This window comes from Streptomyces sp. NPDC048331, assembly GCF_043201215.1.
Taxonomy (GTDB): Bacteria; Actinomycetota; Actinomycetes; order Streptomycetales; family Streptomycetaceae; genus Streptomyces.
Window position 1 is genome coordinate 52656 of record NZ_JBICYT010000018.1, and the last position, 15738, is coordinate 68393.

A 15738-nucleotide genomic window follows, 5' to 3' on the forward strand; every position below is an offset into this window, starting at 1 on the left:
CGCCCCCGGGTTGCCTCCGGGCGCCCCGGCTCGGGACTGCCGCGCGCGCCCCCTGCGCAGCAGAATCTGCGGCATGAACGACGACGAGCCGGACAACCACCCAGAATCCCGCGGCCGTCACGACCGCATCGTCCGTCCCGGCCCGGGGCCGGGACGGACCGGGCGGGTTCTCAGACGGGCTCGGGGCGCAGGGAGCGCCAGATGTGGTCGGGGAGGTAGCGGGCGGCCTCGGTGAGGTCGATCTCGTAGGTGCTGGACAGCCGGCGCCGGGCGGCTTCCGTGAGCGGGCCCATGACCAGCACCTCGACCACGGGCGCGGGGAGCGGGGCGATCTCCCCACGCTCCGTGCGCACCTCCAGCCACCGCATGACGGCCCCGAACTTCTCCGCCTTGGCCGCGCCGATCTCCTCGGCGTGGGCCACCAGGTACCCGGAATAGGCGGAGGCGTGCAGGAACAGCGCCATGTCCCGGTGTTCCTGGGTGAATTCCAGATAGGCCGTCACCCACGCCCGCACCCCGGTGCGGGCGGTTCGGCACCGGGTGAGGGCGGAGACCATCCGGTCGCACAGCTCGTCCATGCACCGGATGTAGAGGGCGGCGGCGAGGCCGTCGAAGCTGCCGAAGTGGTGGTAGAGGCTGCCCAGGCTGACCCCGCCGGCCGAGACGACCGCGTTCACGGTGAAGCCCTGCTGGCCGGACTCGGCGAACACCCGCAGAGCCGTGGTCAGGAGCAGATCGACGGTGGCCTCGACACGCTGCTGCTCAGGAGACATGGTGCGGTGCCGTCGACGTGCGGCCCGATGCCCGAGATCCGTGCCGAAACCCGTGCCCGAACCCGTGCCGAAACCCGTGCCCGAACCCGTGCCGAGTCCGTGCCCGAATCCGAGCCCGAATCCGTGCCGACGAGCCTGGCAACAGGTGTCGGCGCCGCCGGGCGAGCGCTCAGGACGCCGTGGAGCGCTCGTACAGGGCGCGGACCGCCTCGCCGAAGCGGACGCAGTACGAGGTCTCCTCGTCCCCGCCCCCGTCCCGGCCTCCGATCACCCCGATCAGGGTGCTGCGGCCGGTCAGCACCGGACCGCCGCTGGTGCCGTTGGGTACGTCCGCACAGTCCAGGCGCACCTGCGTCGGCCCGGCCGGCACGGCCGTGTTCCGGCACTCCAGCGGCTGCTCGGCGTAGTTCGGATAACCCATGAGCCGGGCGGGAGCCGGTAGTTCGGTTCCGAAATCCATGGTCATGGCCCCCGTGACGTCCTCCAGCCGCTGGCCCGGATATCCCGGCCGGCGCAGCCGGAGCAGGGCCACGTCGTGGTCGGGGTCCTGGTCGCGCGTCCAGCGCGGGTCCACATCGATCCGGGTCGGCACCCATATGCCGAACGGGGCCACCCCGTCCTGGTAGCCGGGCGCGAAGGCCAGGTTGGTCCGGAAGCCGCCGCCGTACACGCAGTGCGCGGCGGTGACGGCGAGGTCGCCGCGCGGGGAGTGGACCACGACGGCCGAGCAGTGGTGGTCGGGGTCGCCGTCGCCGCCCGGGGAGAACAGCGCGCCCACGGTGGGCTCGGCCGGCGCGGGCCCGGCCTCCAGGGGGTCGGAGGGCTGCCACCCGGCGTAACGCCAGTCCGCCGTGCCGCCCTCGTCGTGGAAGGCCTCGCCGTCCTTCGGCGGCTCCGGGTCCTCGCGCACGATCCCGTCCAGCACCGCGGCCGCCGTCTTGTCGGCGCGCTCGGGGTCCTGCTGGTAGACGCCTTGCGTCGGATCGCCGTCCGCGCGGGTGGCGGCGATGCCGCGCAGCTCCCAGGCGACGTAGCCGACGCCCGCGAGGACCACGGTGCACAGCAGGCCGACGGCCATGGAGCCTCGCGGGGCGGACCGGCGGCCCTGCCTCCGTTCCCGCCCGTCAACCTTGCCGACCATGTGTTCTCCCGCCCCAGACGCCTTCGGACTCTTCGTTCGATGGGGGAGTGGCGGCCCGGGTTCCGAAGGGAGGACGTGTCCGTGCTCACAGCTCCCGCCGCCGATTCCCCGGGCGGCGGCCACCGATCCGCCCGCGCACGCCGAACTCGACGTTCCATGGCCGCTGTTACCCCCGTCGGGCTATGGTGCCGGGCGGGGGGACGACTGCGCGAGGGGGGCCGGGCTGCGATGCGTTTTCTCTTTGTCCACGGTACGGGGGTACGGCGCGAGCGGCACGACCGGTTGTTCGCCCTGGTCCGGGAACGGCTGACGGCCGGATTCCGTGGCGCGGCCGTCGACTCCTGCTACTGGGGCGACCGGTTCGGCGCGACCCTCGGCGCCGGCGGCCGCTCGGTACCGGGCCTGCGCCCCGGTCCGCAAGGCGCCGCACCCGACCCCGTGGACGAGGAGACGGCCGAGTGGGCGCTGCTGCTCGCCGACCCGCTGTGCGAGCTACGGGTCCTGGCCGAGGTCGGCCGGCCGGGCGCCGGCGGACACGACCGCGGACGCGACGGCGGACACGGGGCCGACGCCCACGCCGACGAGGCCGCGGACCACGAGGACGACTTCGCGATGCCCGGCGTACAGGCCGCCGGAGCCCGGGTGCTCGCCCTGCTCGGAGCCTTACCGCCCGCACCGCCACGGACCGGGGACGAACTCGGGGCCCTGCTGCACGGCACCGGCCTCGCCGCGGGCTACGCCGCCGCCCTGGACTCCACCGCCGACTCCGCCGAAGCGGCCCGGGCCGCCGCCCGCGCCGCCGACGAGCCGCAGGCCCGCGAGTTGGCCACCGCCCTGGCCCGGGCCGTGACCGCCGCCGCGCTCGCCACCGCCGCCACCGACGGGGCCGACTGCACCGCCGCCGAACGCGACCGCCTCGTCGAGCTGCTCACCACCCGCCTCGGCGGCGACGGCCGGGTACCCGGCGCCCGCGCGGCCGCCGTCCTCGGCCGGCTCGCCCTACGGGTCACCACCCAGCCGCTCCTCGACGCCCGGCGCGGCTCCCTCACCGTCGGGGCCACCCCCGTGCTCGGCGACATCCTGCGCTACCAGTCCCGCGGCCACGAACTCCGCGCGTTCCTGCACGCGCGGATCACCGCCGATCCGGGACCGACCGTACTCATCGGCCACAGCCTCGGCGGGGTCGCGCTGGTGGACCTGCTCGCCCTCGCCGCCGCCCGCGGCGAGGCCGTCCCCGGGGCCGAGCTGCTGGTCACCGTCGGCTCCCAGGCCCCGTTCCTCCACGAACTGGGCGCGCTGACCGCACTCGAACCCGGCGCGAAGCTCCCGTACGGCTTCCCGCGCTGGCTCAACGTCTACGACCGGCACGACGTGCTCTCCTACCTCGCGGAACCCGTCTTCCCCGGTGACGCGCGCGTCACCGACCACGAGGTCCGCAGCCGCCAACCCTTCCCGGCCTGCCACAGCGCCTACTGGAAACAGGACGCCCTCTACGAGCGGATCGAACAGGCGGTGACCGAGGCGGAGATCGGGTGACTCCCGCCGACTTCCTGCCCCCGGCCCTCGGACCGCAGCGCACCTTCGCGCTCGTCGCCGGGGTCGAGCGCTACGACATCAGCCACCGCTGGAACCTACGCGGTCCGGCCCGCGACGCCCTGCGCTTCGCCCGATGGCTGACCGGCCCGGCCGAGGTGCCGCCCGGCAACGTCCGGCTGCTGCTCTCCCCGCTCGACGAACCGGGCGACCTCGACTGGACGGACGCCCCGGCGATGACCGCCCTGCGCACGGCCTACCGGCCGGCGACCGAGGAGAACGTCAAATCGGCGCTCCTCGACGAACTCCCGCAGTGCGACGGCGACCTGCTCTGGATCTTCTGGGCCGGACACGGCTACCTCGGACCGCGCCAGGAGCTGATGCTGCCCTGCGCCGACGCCCGACCCAGCCAGATCCGGCACCTCAACCTCGACTCGGCGCTGCGCTGGTGGCGGACCGACCTCGTCAAACAGCGCCGCTTCCCGCTCCAGGCCGCACTCGTCGACTCCTGCCGGGTCGACGCGCCCCGCGACACCCGCTGGAACTTCGGCAACACCGACTACGGGGGCGGGAGTTCCGTGCCGGGCCGCAGACAGTTCCGGCTCTACGCCTCCCGCGAGGGCGAGGTCGCGCAGAACGACGCCGAGCGCGGCGCCGGCCGGTTCACCGAGGCCCTGCTCGGCGAACTGGGCGGACGTTCCGTACGGGAGAGCGTGAGCGGACTGCCCGGCGCCGCCCTCAGCATCCACCGCACCTTCCAGGAGCTGCGCGAGCGCGGAGAGGGCTGGCAGCTGCCGCAGTTCATCGTCGACCGGGACTGGGACGCCTGCTCCTTCCTGGAGGACGAACCGTCCCGGTCCGTACTGCCCCGGGCCGCCAGGCTCGACCAGGCGGCCTGGGACGGCCTCGGTGAGCTGTTCGAGGGCCGCGAGCTGCCCCGCTGCGCCTATGAGGCCTACGCCTGGGCGTTCAAGGCGGCCGGCTGCACCACTCCGGCGCACGGCGGCCTGCCGGGGGACAACCTGCTGGAGGTGGTCCAGGACCTGGACGAGCGCCAGGGCGGCCGTGGCGGGATGCCGCTGGCCGTGCCCTTCGTACGGTTCCTCGCGGACCGGGTCGCCGCCGGGGGCGACGCGCCATGGGCGGACCGGCTCGGGGACTGGGTGCGGGCCACCCGGTCGCGCCTCGACCTCCCGGTGCTGCCCCCGCCCCCGCCGCCCGCCCGGCGTACGGTCGTGCACGTCCGGCTGGAGACACCGCCGGGCGGGGAGGCCGGATTCCTGGCTCGGATATGGCTGCGGGGCGAACGGGTTCGCCACATATGGGAGTCGGAGGGGCCGCCGATCGCGCTGGACCGGGTGCGGGAGGAGCTCGTACGACAACTCGCCCTCATCGGCGGCGCGTCGGAGCCCGACGGCGTGGCCGGGGCCGGGCGGCGGGCGTACACCGTGGTGGACCGCGTCGAGTTCCACGTGCCGTACGAACTGCTCGACATCGACTTCGACCAGTGGCCGGTACCCCGCGGCCCGGCCGGCCGGCGCCGCGCCCTCGGTCTGCTCCACCAAGTGGTGGTGCGCTGCCCGCAGGAGCGGACGGACACCCGGGCCGAGTGGCACGGCACCTGGCGCTGGCTGCACGCCCAGGGCGGTCGGCACCCCGACGCGGTCCGGGTCGTCACGGACGACGAGGTCACCGACGCGCTCGGCATGGAACTGGCCGCGCAACCGCCGCCCGCCTGCGTCCTCGGGCACACCACGGCCGCCCCGCACGCCGGGCTGCTGGAAGCCGTGCTCGAAGGCGGGCTCCCGGTCGCCGTATGGCGGCGCGGCGGCGGCCTGCCCGCGCCCGCCCTCCTCGACCTGCTGGCCCCGGCCGGGCCGGACGGCCGCCCCGACCCCGGCGCGCTGGACGTCCTGGACCTCCCCGCACGCGTGCGGGAGGTGCGCCGGGCGGCCGCCGGTGCCGCGGCGGGAGCCGCACGCGCCGCCGGAGGATCCCTGCGCGCCGATCAACCACTCTCAGGGGGAGACCAGTTGGTGCTGCTGTGGGACGATCCCGACGACATGCCGGGCCTCCGGTCCCTGACCTGACCCCGACCACCGACCGACGGCGGAACCGAAGATGGAGGCAGAGGCAGTGGTGAAGGACTGGTGGCTGTACCACGGGACCGGCGAGGGCGCGGACCGGCGTGCCCGCCTGGAGGCCGGATTCCCGCCACCCTGGCGGGACTTCACCGGCGCACCCGACCCCGGATACGCGCCGCCGGGGTGCGCGGGAGCGGCCTGGGAGCGCACCTGGCGGCGCGGCGAGGGCTACGTACCCGACGAGCCGGAGAAGGACGTGGTCAACACGGCCCTGCACCTGCGCAGGCCGCTGCTCGTCACCGGGAAACCGGGCGTCGGCAAGTCCACGCTCGCCTACAGCATCGCCTCCGACCTGAACCTGGGGCCCGTACTGCACTGGCCGATCACCAGCCGGACCGTACTGCGGGACGGACTGTACCTGTACGACGCCATCGGCCGCCTCCAGGAGGCCGGGCTGGAGCAACTGCGCACACCGGGCGCACCGCCCACCGCGGCAGCGACCGGGGCCACGACCGGGGGCGGATCCGCGCCCGCGCCCCCGCGGGACGTGCCCTCCGCGCCCTCGATCTCCCGCTATCTGCGCCTCGGCCCCCTCGGTACCGCCCTGCTCCCGCAGGACCGCCCCCGCGTGCTGCTCGTCGACGAGATCGACAAGAGCGACATCGACCTCCCCGGCGACCTCCTCACCGTCTTCGAGGACGGCGGCTTCCTCATCCCCGAACTCGCCCGCCTCGCCCAGGAGGACCCCACCGTCGCCATCGGCACCGACGACGACCCCGACGCGGTCGTCCGCATCACCCAGGGCCGCGTCCAGTGCCGCTACTTCCCCATCGTCGTCCTCACCAGCAACGGCGAACGCGACTTCCCGCCCGCCTTCCTGCGCCGCTGCGTCCGCCTCCACCTGGAGCCGCCCGGGCCGGACAAGCTCGCCCGCATCGTGCGCCGCCGGCTCGGTGTCGACATCGATTCCGGCGAGGAGTACCAGGACCTCGTCCAGGCCTTCCTCGACCGCGGTGAGGACGGCGACCTGGCCACCGACCAGCTCCTGAACGCCATCCAACTCCGCCTCGCCGGCGCCTGGTCCGCGCCCGCGGACCGCGAACGCTTCCTCGCCACCGTCATGCAGCACCTGACCGGGCCCACGGCGTGATCGACAGGCTGCTCGCGGCCCTCGCCGACGGCCCGGACGGCGCCGACGGCAGCGTCCCGAGCACCGGCATCGGGGCGGAGGAGATCGCCGACATCCTGTGGCTCGCGGCTCGCGTGGACCCCGCCGGGGCCCACCCGCCCGAGGAGCCCGGCGCCGACCCGCCGGCCGGCCGGCCGCCGCCCGACCCGTCCGCGCCCGAGCCCGGCGCCACCCCCGGGGCGGTCGCCCCGGCCGACGGCGAGCCGCCCGTCCAGCTCTTCCCGGCCGTCCGCCGCGACCCCGCCGGGAAACCGGCCGACGACGCCACGGAACGCCGAGGCTCCCCGCTGCGACTGCCCCGGGCCGCCTCCCTCGACGACCCGCTCGCCCTCATGCGCTCCCTGCGACCCGTCGGTCGACGCTCCATCGGCGGCCCCGGGGAGGAACTGGACGAGCAGCTCACCGTGGAGCGCAGCATCGAACGGATGGTGACGACCCCGGTCCTGCGCCCCGCCGAGAGCCGCTGGCTGGACCTGGCCCTGGTCGTCGACACCCACCACTCCATGCTGCTCTGGTCGGACCACGTGGACGAGATCCGCCGCGTCCTCACCCGCAGCGGGGTCTTCCGGGACGTGCGGACCTGGCAACTGACCGGCACCGGCCCCGGCGCCACCCCGATGGTCACCCGCGGCCACGGCGGCCCGCCCCGCAACCCCCTGGAACTGGCCGACCCGGCCGGCCGCCGGCTGATCCTCGTCCTCTCCGACACCGTGGCGGGCGGCTGGCGGGAGGACCCGATGCGGAGCATGCTCCGGCACTGGTGCGCCCACAACGCCGTGGCCGTACTGAACGTCCTGCCCGAACGGCTCTGGACACGCGGCGCCGTCCGACCCGTCCCCTTCGCCGTCCGCGCCGACCGACCGGCCGCCGCCACCCGCTCCTGGCAGCGTGTGCCGGCCGCCCGCCGCGCCCGCGCGGGACGGCGCCGCACCACGGGCTCGCCCGTCGTCCCCGTGGTGCCCCTGGTTCCCGTGGTCGGGGTCGCCTCCGGCAGCCTGGCCCGGCTGGTGCGGGTGGTCTCCGGGGACGGCCGGTGGCGGCGCCTGGCCTGCCTGCGCCTGGATCCGGAACCCGCCGCCCCGAACGCCCCGGAGGATCCCGGACCCGGCGTCGGCCGCAGCGCCCTCGACGTGGTGGAACGCTTCCGGGCGGGCGCCTCGCCGACGGCCCAGCAGTTGGCCGCCCACCTGGCCGCCGTACCGCTGACCCTGCCCGTGATGACCCTCGTCCGGCGTTCCCTGCTGCGTGACTCGGAGCACGGTCACCTCGCGGAAGTCGCGCTCGGCGGGCTGTTCGAGCCCTGGGAGGACGAACGGGACCCGGGGGACGTGGAGTTCGAGTTCCTGCCCGGCGTGCGGGAGGCACTGCTCGGCTCGCAACTGCGCGGGGACGTGGCCGCCGTCCGGGAGCTGGTACGGCGCCGAGTCTGGGAGTTCATGTCCCGCAACCGGAGTCCCGGCCCGGACTTCTCCGCCACCCGCGTCACCACGGGCCGGGAGGGCGTGCGCCGGGTGGCCGAGGGCACGCTGCCCTTCGCGGCGCGGCCCCCGCGGGAGCCGGGCCTGGCCGGCCGGGTCGTCCGGGTCCGCCACGACGCCGCGCCCGAGCCCCAGGAGGTCGGCACCCTGCTGACGCCGAGGCTGGTCCTCACGGTCGGCGACGCGCAGCCCGCGCCGGGCGCGGTGGCCTGGGTGCGGCCCGCCGACCGGGAGATCCCCTGCCGCACGGTGTGGTCCGACGACGCGGCACCCCGGATGCTGCTGCTCCGGGCCGACGAGGACCTGGTGGACCCGGCCGTCTGCGCGGAGCCGCTGCCGTGGCTCCCCGCGGCCCGTCACTCGGCCCGGGTCCGGATCGACGGCCGCACCGACCAGGGGGAACCGGTTTCCCTGACGGGCGAGGTGGTCCCGCACGACGGCGACCTCAACGGCGAGATCGTCCGGTTGTCGGCCGAGCCGGAGAACTGGACGCACTACCGCGGCGGCCCGGTCTCCCGCAACGGCGCCCTGATCGGTGTCGTCCACTCGGTCTGGCCCAACCGCCTGGTGTTCCTGCTGACCGATGCGCTGATGGAACAGCCGGGCTTCCGTGCCGTGCTGGCGGATTCCGGGCCGGCGGCCGACCCGGAGACCGGCGTGTGCCTGGCGGTGCTGCCCGGCCCCGACGGCGTGTACCCGGCCGGCGGTCCGGCCAACGCGTACACGCAGGCCCTGCTGATCGAGCTCATGGCGGACGCGGGGGTCACCGGGCGGCTGACCGGAGGCGAGGGGAACGATCCGCTCATCGTCACGCTCGCCGAGCCGGGCGCCCACGCCACGGCGGGTCGGCTCCTGTTCGAACTGCCCGGGGTCATGACCCGGTTCGGATTCCGGCGCCTGGACGGTCTGCACCCCTCCCTCGGCGTCGCCGTGGGAAGGGGCGCGGACGAGGCCGCCCGGCTGGTGCGGCACCCGGCGATCGCGGACCGGTTGGGACGGACGGTGCGCCCGGGGGCGCTCGTCCTCGCCGTGTCCCACCGCCTGCACGAGGAGCTGGGCGACATGATCGGCTCGCCCGCTCGGCTCGCGCTGCACCGGGTGGGCGGCGCCGACGAGGGCTGGGTGTGCGCCGACGACCACGCGCCCACCGGGGTGCTCGCGCAGGTGCTGGCCGAGGCGGGCGCGCTCCTGGACGAGGGCGTCGGCTGGCCGGTCTGTGGATCGGGGGCCTCACCGGCCGACCCGCAGACCTGCATCGGCATCCGGCTGCCGGGGTACGAGCGGTGCCTGGCCCATCTGGAGGTCGAGGACCAGGAGACCTACCTCGGGGCGTTGTCACCGGGGGCCCCGGTGGACCTCCGGGGCACCACTTTCGAACACGGGCTGCTCCCACGATTGTTGCGGGCGCTGAGTGCTCATCCGTCGGGACCTACGAGGTTGGGCCCGGCGGACTTCGACCGGGCGCACTTCGTGGACGGCTGGAACCGGGTGGACGTCGAGTTCACCGACCGCGCCTCCTTCACCCGGGCCGTGTTCGGCAGCCGAGCGGCCTTCGTGGGAGCGACCTTCGCCGGGCCGGTCTCCTTCGACGGCTCGGTGTTCCACGACGGCACCGCCTTCGACCGGAGCCGTTTCCACGGGGCGGGTCGGTTCCGTCGTACGGTCTTCCGCGGCCCGGCGGCCTACACGAACGCCGTGTTCGCCGGCGAGGTGTCCTTCGCGCGGGCCGTGCTGGAGGATGCCGCGGACCTGAGCGCCATGCACGTGACCGGCGCGGCCGACCTCTCGGGCACCGTCTTCCGCGGCCGGGTCAGGCTGAGCGGAACCAGGTTCGTCGGTCCCGTCTCCTTCGCGGCCGCGACCTGGGAACGTGACCTCACGAGTTCCGACACCACGTTCGAGCAGCCGGTGGACTTCCGGGGCGCCCTGTTCCGTGGCGGGGTCCACTTCCAGGGCGTGCGCTTCAAGAGCGACCCGCAGCCCCCTCTCCCCGGCTGGCCGGAACGCTGGAGCGCCGAGGAGCGCCCGTACGGGGGCCGGGACATCCGGCTGATCGCAGGCGGCGCCTGAGGGGGCGGACCGGCGTTCAGGACCCGGTGTGCGAGGCCTCCAGTCGCCGCTCCGGACGGTCCGGCCGGTCGGGCGCGGGTGGCAGGCTCGCTTCGATCTCGTCCAGGGCCCGGCGGGCCGTGGCGAGCCGCGCCCGGACGTCGGGCTCCGCGCCCGGCGCCGGGGCGCGCTTCGCCTCGTCCTCCATCTCGCGTGCCTCGTCGAGAGAGTTGAGGACCACGCCGATGAGCACGTTCACCAGCACGAAGGAGGCGAGCAGCGCGTAGGAGGCGTAGTAGATGATGCTCAGCCGCGAGATCTGCAACCCCGCGCGGACGGCGTCCGTCAGGCCGTCGAGCGTGGTCAGCAGGAAGAGGGTGAGCATCGCGCGGCCCACCGAGCCGTAGTGCCCGGGGTCCGACCTCGCGAAGCAGACCCAGCCGACCATGGCGTACACGTACAGCACCAGCGCGCCGACGAACAGGAAGCTGGCGGTGCCCGGCAGGCTGCGGCCCACCGCGATCAGCAGGATGCGCAGGTGCGGGAGGAAGCGGGCGGTGCGCAGGACCCGGGCCAGGCGGAGCAGCCGCAGCAGGGTGGTGTTCTCGCGGACGAGCGGGACGAAGGCGGAGGCGACGACCGCGAGGTCGAAGAGGTTCCACGGGTCGCGGAAGAATGCTTTCGGCCGGTCCGCGCAGGCGCCGACGCGCAGCAGCATCTCCAGGGTGAACAGGGCCAGGCAGCAGTTCTCCGCGCCCTGGAGCACGGGCCGGTACTCCGTGGCGAGGCCGCTGTAGGTCTCCACCCCCATCAACGCGGCGTTGAACAGGATCGCGCAGAAGACGACCATCCCGAAGGCGGGGGCCTCCGTGGCCACCCGGCATCGGGCTGCCAGCTTCATCCGACCGCGTCCGGCCGGCCTCGGGTGTGTCATCGTGCTCCTCGTACTCTCGTCTGAGCCGCGGGCGAAACGGCGGCCCACCCCTCTAACGCCCCACCGTCGATCGGGTTTCACCTCTTTTCGTCCCCAATGCGCCGCACCGTGAGCGGGAACGTGCGAACCCGGACCGGCCCGACGAGCGGGCCGTTCGGCGGGCGCCACCAGGGAGGCCGCGGCCACGTCGGGTGTGACCGGGGCCGGTTCGGAAGGGTGCCCCGGCACGGCCTCCAGCGGACGGACACGGGTCGACACCCGCTCGACGCGGGCGATCTCCCGGGGTGTCAGGGGCAGTCGCTCGGCGAACCCGGATGGATCCGAGTCCTCCCCCCTCACCATCTTCAGCCCCCGCCGGTCGCCGCATCGGCTGCCGCGTGAGGCTACGGCGACGTACCGCCGCAGGCGTCACGCGGCGTACGGAATATCCGGCGAACCGGACGCTCCGAATCCGATGAGCGTGCCGAAGGAATTCCCGAGCCGTGACCGCCGCGGGGCATTTCCTGCCCCCTCCAGGCAAAGCCCGTCGATTTCCGTTTCGCCGCCCGAAATGAATTCCTGCAATTGCGCGCCTCCGGGCGCGACATGCGCAGGGGGCAAGGGGCCGCAGGCGAGGTGGGGCACAGAATTCACGCGAGGTCAAACACCTGCTGGGAATTGACAGAACACTGGTCGGCATGCCCTCGATACGTCGGGAAATCGTCGAATGCCATCGGTCGTGCGGTAATTGACATACGTCTGATCGATTGCTTACGGTCCGTTCGTCAGGTTTTCCGGACCGCGCCCGAAGGTATTCATGACCGCATCCGCATCCGCATCCGCATCCGCATCCGTATCCACGTCGCCGAGGTCCGGTACCCCGCTGCCCGAGGGGCCGTCGGAGACCCAGGCCACCTACCTGCCCGACCGGCACATGTTCGCCCTGTGGCACTGGGGCGGCGCCCCCGTGCGAGCGGTCCCACCGGTCGGTGAGGTCGAGTCCGTTCCCCTGGTGGTGCCCACGCCGGACCTCGGCGGGCTCACGGTGTCCGACGTCGACTGCGTGCTGATCGAACCGGAGCGGCTCGCGGACGTGCCCCTCGACGCGCCCGGCCGGTCGGTGAAGGCGTGGCGGTCGTGGATCGCGGGCGGCGAATCGGCTCTGCCGATCGCCGCGCACGCGGTCCCCGACGCCACCGGGGTCGCCGTGACGACGGCGGAGCACGCGGGCGGCGTCTTCCGCCGTACCACCTCGACGGCGGGAGAGATGCGCGCGGTCCTCACCGCCGACCTGCGGCCTTACCAGGTGCGCGGGGTGAGTTGGCTGCGCGAGACCGTCGCCACGCACGGCGGTGCGGTGCTGGCCGACGAGATGGGACTCGGCAAGACCTTGCAGACCATCGGTTGGCTCGCCGGACACGCCGCACAGGCGCCGCACCTGGTCGTCTGCCCCACCTCGTTGGTGGGGAACTGGGCGCACGAGATCAGGCGGTTCGCCCCCGGACTGCGGACCGTGACCTGGCGCGGCGGGCCGCTGCCCGAGGTGGAGAGCGGCACCGTGGTGCTCACCGGTTACCCCACCCTGCGCGCGCACGGCCCGGCCCTGGCGGGGATCCGGTGGAGCGCCGCGGTCTTCGACGAGGCACAGGTCCTGAAGAACCCCCGTACCCAGGTGTCGAAGGCCGCCCGCACCATCACGGCCGACGCGCGGATCGCCCTGACCGGAACGCCCGTGGAGAATCACCTCGACGAGCTGTGGGCCCTGCTCGATCTGGTCGCACCGCACCTGTTCGCGAACCGGACGCAGTTCCGCCGTCGCTTCGTGCGGCCGATCGCGGAGGGCTCCCGGACCGCTTCCGCCCGGTTGCGCGGGGCCATCGAGCCGGTCGTGCTGATGCGGAAGAAGTCCCAGGTGGCGGGGTCCCTACCGGACAAGATCCAGGCCGATCTCCTCTGCGACCTCAGCGAGGAGCAGGAGCGGCTGTACGACCGGCTGTTGGACCAGGTCGTCGACGACGGCTTCGGCAGCGGCGCCGGGCGGCAGACCAAGGTGCTCGCCGTCCTGACGGCGCTCAAGCAGGTCTGCAACCACCCGGGCCTGATCACGGACGACCTCGGTGAACTGGCGGGCCGGTCGGGCAAGCTCGACCTGTGCACCGACATCGTGGCCGCCAACCTGGCGAACGAGGCTCCGACCCTCGTCTTCACCCAGTACCGGCAGACCGGTGAGCTGCTGGTCCGGCACTTCGCCGAACGGTTCGGGCTGAGTGCGCCGTTCTTCCACGGCGGCCTGGACCAGGAGCGACGGGCCGACATCGTCCGCCGGTTCCAGTCCGACGACGGTCCGAAGGTGCTCGTCCTCAGCCTGAAGGCAGGGGGCACCGGCCTCACGCTCACCCGCGCGGCCGACGTCATCCACTTCGACCGGTGGTGGAACCCGGCCGTGGAGGCCCAGGCATCCGACCGGGTCCACCGGATCGGTCAGACCCGCACCGTCACCGTCACCACCCTGACCACCGGCACCACCGTCGAGGAGCACATCGCGGCCATGCACCACCGCAAGTCCGCGCTGTCGGACATGACCGAGCCGTCCGGCGTCGCCGAGCTGACCCGACTGGACGACGACCGTCTCATCGAGGTCCTGCGCCGGAAGCGGGTCGGTTGACATGGCCGACCACGACCACGGATACACGAAGTGGGGCAAGGACTGGGTCCGGTTCGCCGAGTCGTTGCGCCAGACCCGTCCCGATCCCCGGCTGCCGAGCGCCCGGCGCGCGGTACGCGACGGGAAGGTCCGGATCACGTTCGACCAGCGGACCGTGCGCGCCGTCGTGCACCGGGGCCGCGGCACCTCGGTGGTCACGATCGAGGTCGCGCCGATGTCGCCCGGGACGGCGGCCGAGATCTCCCGCCGGCTGGGCGGCGGCCGACCCCTGCTCACCGACGACCTGTACCGCGCGATCGTCGACGCGGGCCGTCCACCCGCACCGACCCTCGACCGCGTCCACTGTTCCTGCCCGACCGCCACCCCGCGGTGCGTCCATGAGCTGGCCGCCTACTACGACATGGCGCGGCGCATCGACGACGATCCCCGCGTCGCCCTCGATGTGCAGGGCTTCTCCCACGCTTCCTCGGCGGGTCGCGGCCAGGAGCCCGCCGAAGCGGTGCCGCAGCGTTGGATCGCACTCGACCGCCTCGATCCGGGCGCCTACTTCACTGCGGCCGAAGGGCCCGGCCGGCCCGAGGGGGAGCGGTGCGGGCCCGCCCGGAGGGCACGCGTCCGCACCACCCGCTGAGCCCTCCGACACCCCGCACCCTCCGGCCCCGACGGCCCCGTAGCAGCGCGAACACCCGCAGGGCCTGTCGGCCGCGGCGCGACCGCTCCTCGAAGGCCGTGCTGTCGAGCGTGTGCATGGCAGGAACTCGTTCCCGGCCGCCGGCCCGGTCCTTCCGCTCCCGACCGCCCGCGCCGATCCCACCGCCCCCGGGACGGGCTCAAGTGTGTTGCGTGAACAGTCGGTTGATCTGCGGGTGGTCCGAGCCGTCGGCGCATATGCTCGCCTCGTACACCCGCACTCCGTACATCCGTACATCGTGCACCTGTGCTTCCGTATGCCTCGCAGCCGTAAGGGGACCGCGCCGTGAGTGTCCGTATCCAACCCTCCTCCCAGGTCGACGAGAGCGCCGAACTCGGTGAGGGAACCACGATCTGGGATCTGGCACAGATCCGTGAGGAGGCCCGACTCGGGCGCGGGTGCATCGTGGGGCGCGGGGCGTACGTAGGGCCCGGCGTACGGATCGGTGACCACGTGAAGCTGCAGAACTACGCACTCGTCTACGAGCCCGCGGTCCTCGGCGACGGGGTCTTCATCGGCCCCGCGGCCGTGCTCACCAACGACTTCTACCCGCGCGCGGTCGACCCCGAGGGTCGGATCAAGCGGGGCGGCGACTGGGAGGCCGCCGGGGTCGTGGTCGCCGAGGGGGCCTCGCTCGGGGCCCGTTCGGTGTGCGTGGCCGGGGTGCGCGTCGGGCGCTGGGCGCTCGTCGCGGCCGGCGCCGTGGTGTCCAAGGACGTGCCGGACTTCGCGCTCGTCGCGGGCGTGCCGGCACGGCGGATCGGGTGGGTGGGCCGGGCCGGGGTCCGCCTGGTGGAGCGCGAGGGGGAGTCGGGTACGTGGGAGTGCCCGCGCACCGGAGCGCTGCACGACGAGAAGGACGGCACGCTCATCGAGCGAACCTGACGGAATGTCGGCGATTTAGAGAACCGGCATTTCCTCAAAACCGCAATCAACGAACATCCGCGGGCATAACGTGTCCCTGCACACGGGATCTGAGCAGGCAACAGGCCATGTTCAGTGGGGGGTTGTGTACGACGAGGCACCGGGGCAGTGCCATGGCCGGCGCGGGCACACCGCGACTGCCGGCACTGCCGTTCACGCGTGTCCCGGTCCGAGGCATCGCTGGGGGGATCCAGACGCGGCCTACGGACGGTTCGTGCCATCGGCGTGACATCGCCGCGGGCGCGGACGCCGTCATGCGCAGTCCCCCTCCACGGAGTGACGACCGCCAGGTCCGTCC

The 15738-nt window shown here is 73.8% G+C and carries 10 protein-coding genes; 7 read left to right on the top strand and 3 right to left on the bottom strand.

Annotated features, from left to right (window positions below; all coding sequences use genetic code 11):
- Nucleotides 1–170 precede the first annotated feature (170 nt).
- Together ACGFYY_RS24575 and ACGFYY_RS24580 are read right to left on the bottom strand one after the other, a co-directional pair.
- Nucleotides 171–773, bottom strand: coding sequence for a TetR/AcrR family transcriptional regulator (locus ACGFYY_RS24575; protein WP_393712373.1), 603 nt, complete (start codon nucleotides 771–773; stop codon nucleotides 171–173).
- Between the two features lie 169 nt (nucleotides 774–942).
- Entirely contained in the window at nucleotides 943–1914 is a 972-nt protein-coding gene (locus ACGFYY_RS24580; protein WP_393712376.1) for a trypsin-like serine peptidase, read from the bottom strand.
- A gap of 228 nt (nucleotides 1915–2142) precedes the next feature.
- Between ACGFYY_RS24580 and ACGFYY_RS24585 the strand changes: the two genes are divergently transcribed.
- The 4 genes from ACGFYY_RS24585 to ACGFYY_RS24600 are packed head-to-tail and all read left to right on the top strand — an operon-like array spanning nucleotide 2143 to nucleotide 10268.
- Nucleotides 2143–3450: a hypothetical protein gene (locus ACGFYY_RS24585; protein ID WP_393712378.1), complete on the top strand. Its 1308-nt coding sequence runs from the start codon at nucleotides 2143–2145 to the stop codon at nucleotides 3448–3450.
- Entirely contained in the window at nucleotides 3447–5537 is a 2091-nt protein-coding gene (locus ACGFYY_RS24590; protein WP_393712380.1) for a hypothetical protein, read from the top strand. The genes ACGFYY_RS24585 and ACGFYY_RS24590 overlap by 4 nt, the downstream gene beginning before the upstream one ends.
- Nucleotides 5538–5568: 31 nt before the next feature.
- Nucleotides 5569–6681 (top strand): AAA family ATPase, encoded by a 1113-nt coding sequence (locus tag ACGFYY_RS24595; protein ID WP_393712382.1) that lies wholly within the window; start codon nucleotides 5569–5571, stop codon nucleotides 6679–6681.
- On the top strand, nucleotides 6678–10268 hold the full coding sequence (locus tag ACGFYY_RS24600; protein WP_393712384.1) for an SAV_2336 N-terminal domain-related protein: 3591 nt from the start codon (nucleotides 6678–6680) through the stop codon (nucleotides 10266–10268). Before ACGFYY_RS24595 ends, ACGFYY_RS24600 begins: the two co-directional genes overlap by 4 nt.
- A 16-nt stretch (nucleotides 10269–10284) precedes the next feature.
- Here ACGFYY_RS24600 and ACGFYY_RS24605 read toward each other — a convergent pair whose 3' ends face one another.
- A complete protein-coding gene (locus ACGFYY_RS24605; RefSeq protein WP_365273591.1) occupies nucleotides 10285–11181 on the bottom strand; it encodes an ion transporter in 897 nt (298 codons plus the stop codon).
- Nucleotides 11182–11977: 796 nt separating this feature from the next.
- Between ACGFYY_RS24605 and ACGFYY_RS24610 the strand changes: the two genes are divergently transcribed.
- The 3 genes from ACGFYY_RS24610 to ACGFYY_RS24620 all read left to right on the top strand — a co-directional run bounded on the left by ACGFYY_RS24610 (nucleotide 11978) and on the right by ACGFYY_RS24620 (nucleotide 15401).
- Nucleotides 11978–13825 (top strand): DEAD/DEAH box helicase, encoded by a 1848-nt coding sequence (locus ACGFYY_RS24610; protein ID WP_393712387.1) that lies wholly within the window; start codon nucleotides 11978–11980, stop codon nucleotides 13823–13825.
- Nucleotide 13826: 1 nt separating this feature from the next.
- Complete coding sequence (locus ACGFYY_RS24615) at nucleotides 13827–14456, top strand: hypothetical protein (RefSeq protein WP_393712390.1); 630 nt, start codon at nucleotides 13827–13829, stop codon at nucleotides 14454–14456.
- A gap of 345 nt (nucleotides 14457–14801) precedes the next feature.
- Entirely contained in the window at nucleotides 14802–15401 is a 600-nt protein-coding gene (locus ACGFYY_RS24620) for an acyltransferase (RefSeq protein ID WP_393712392.1), read from the top strand.
- Nucleotides 15402–15738: the final 337 nt, after the last annotated feature.

Coding starts and splice junctions, on each gene's coding strand:
- ACGFYY_RS24580 (WP_393712376.1), bottom strand. CDS start 1,914: ATGGTCGGCAAGGTTGACGGGCGGGAACGGAGGCAGGGCCGCCGGTCC.
- ACGFYY_RS24615 (WP_393712390.1), top strand. CDS start 13,827: ATGGCCGACCACGACCACGGATACACGAAGTGGGGCAAGGACTGGGTC.
- ACGFYY_RS24595 (WP_393712382.1), top strand. CDS start 5,569: ATGGAGGCAGAGGCAGTGGTGAAGGACTGGTGGCTGTACCACGGGACC.
- ACGFYY_RS24610 (WP_393712387.1), top strand. CDS start 11,978: ATGACCGCATCCGCATCCGCATCCGCATCCGCATCCGTATCCACGTCG.
- ACGFYY_RS24585 (WP_393712378.1), top strand. CDS start 2,143: ATGCGTTTTCTCTTTGTCCACGGTACGGGGGTACGGCGCGAGCGGCAC.
- ACGFYY_RS24575 (WP_393712373.1), bottom strand. CDS start 773: ATGTCTCCTGAGCAGCAGCGTGTCGAGGCCACCGTCGATCTGCTCCTG.
- ACGFYY_RS24605 (WP_365273591.1), bottom strand. CDS start 11,181: ATGACACACCCGAGGCCGGCCGGACGCGGTCGGATGAAGCTGGCAGCC.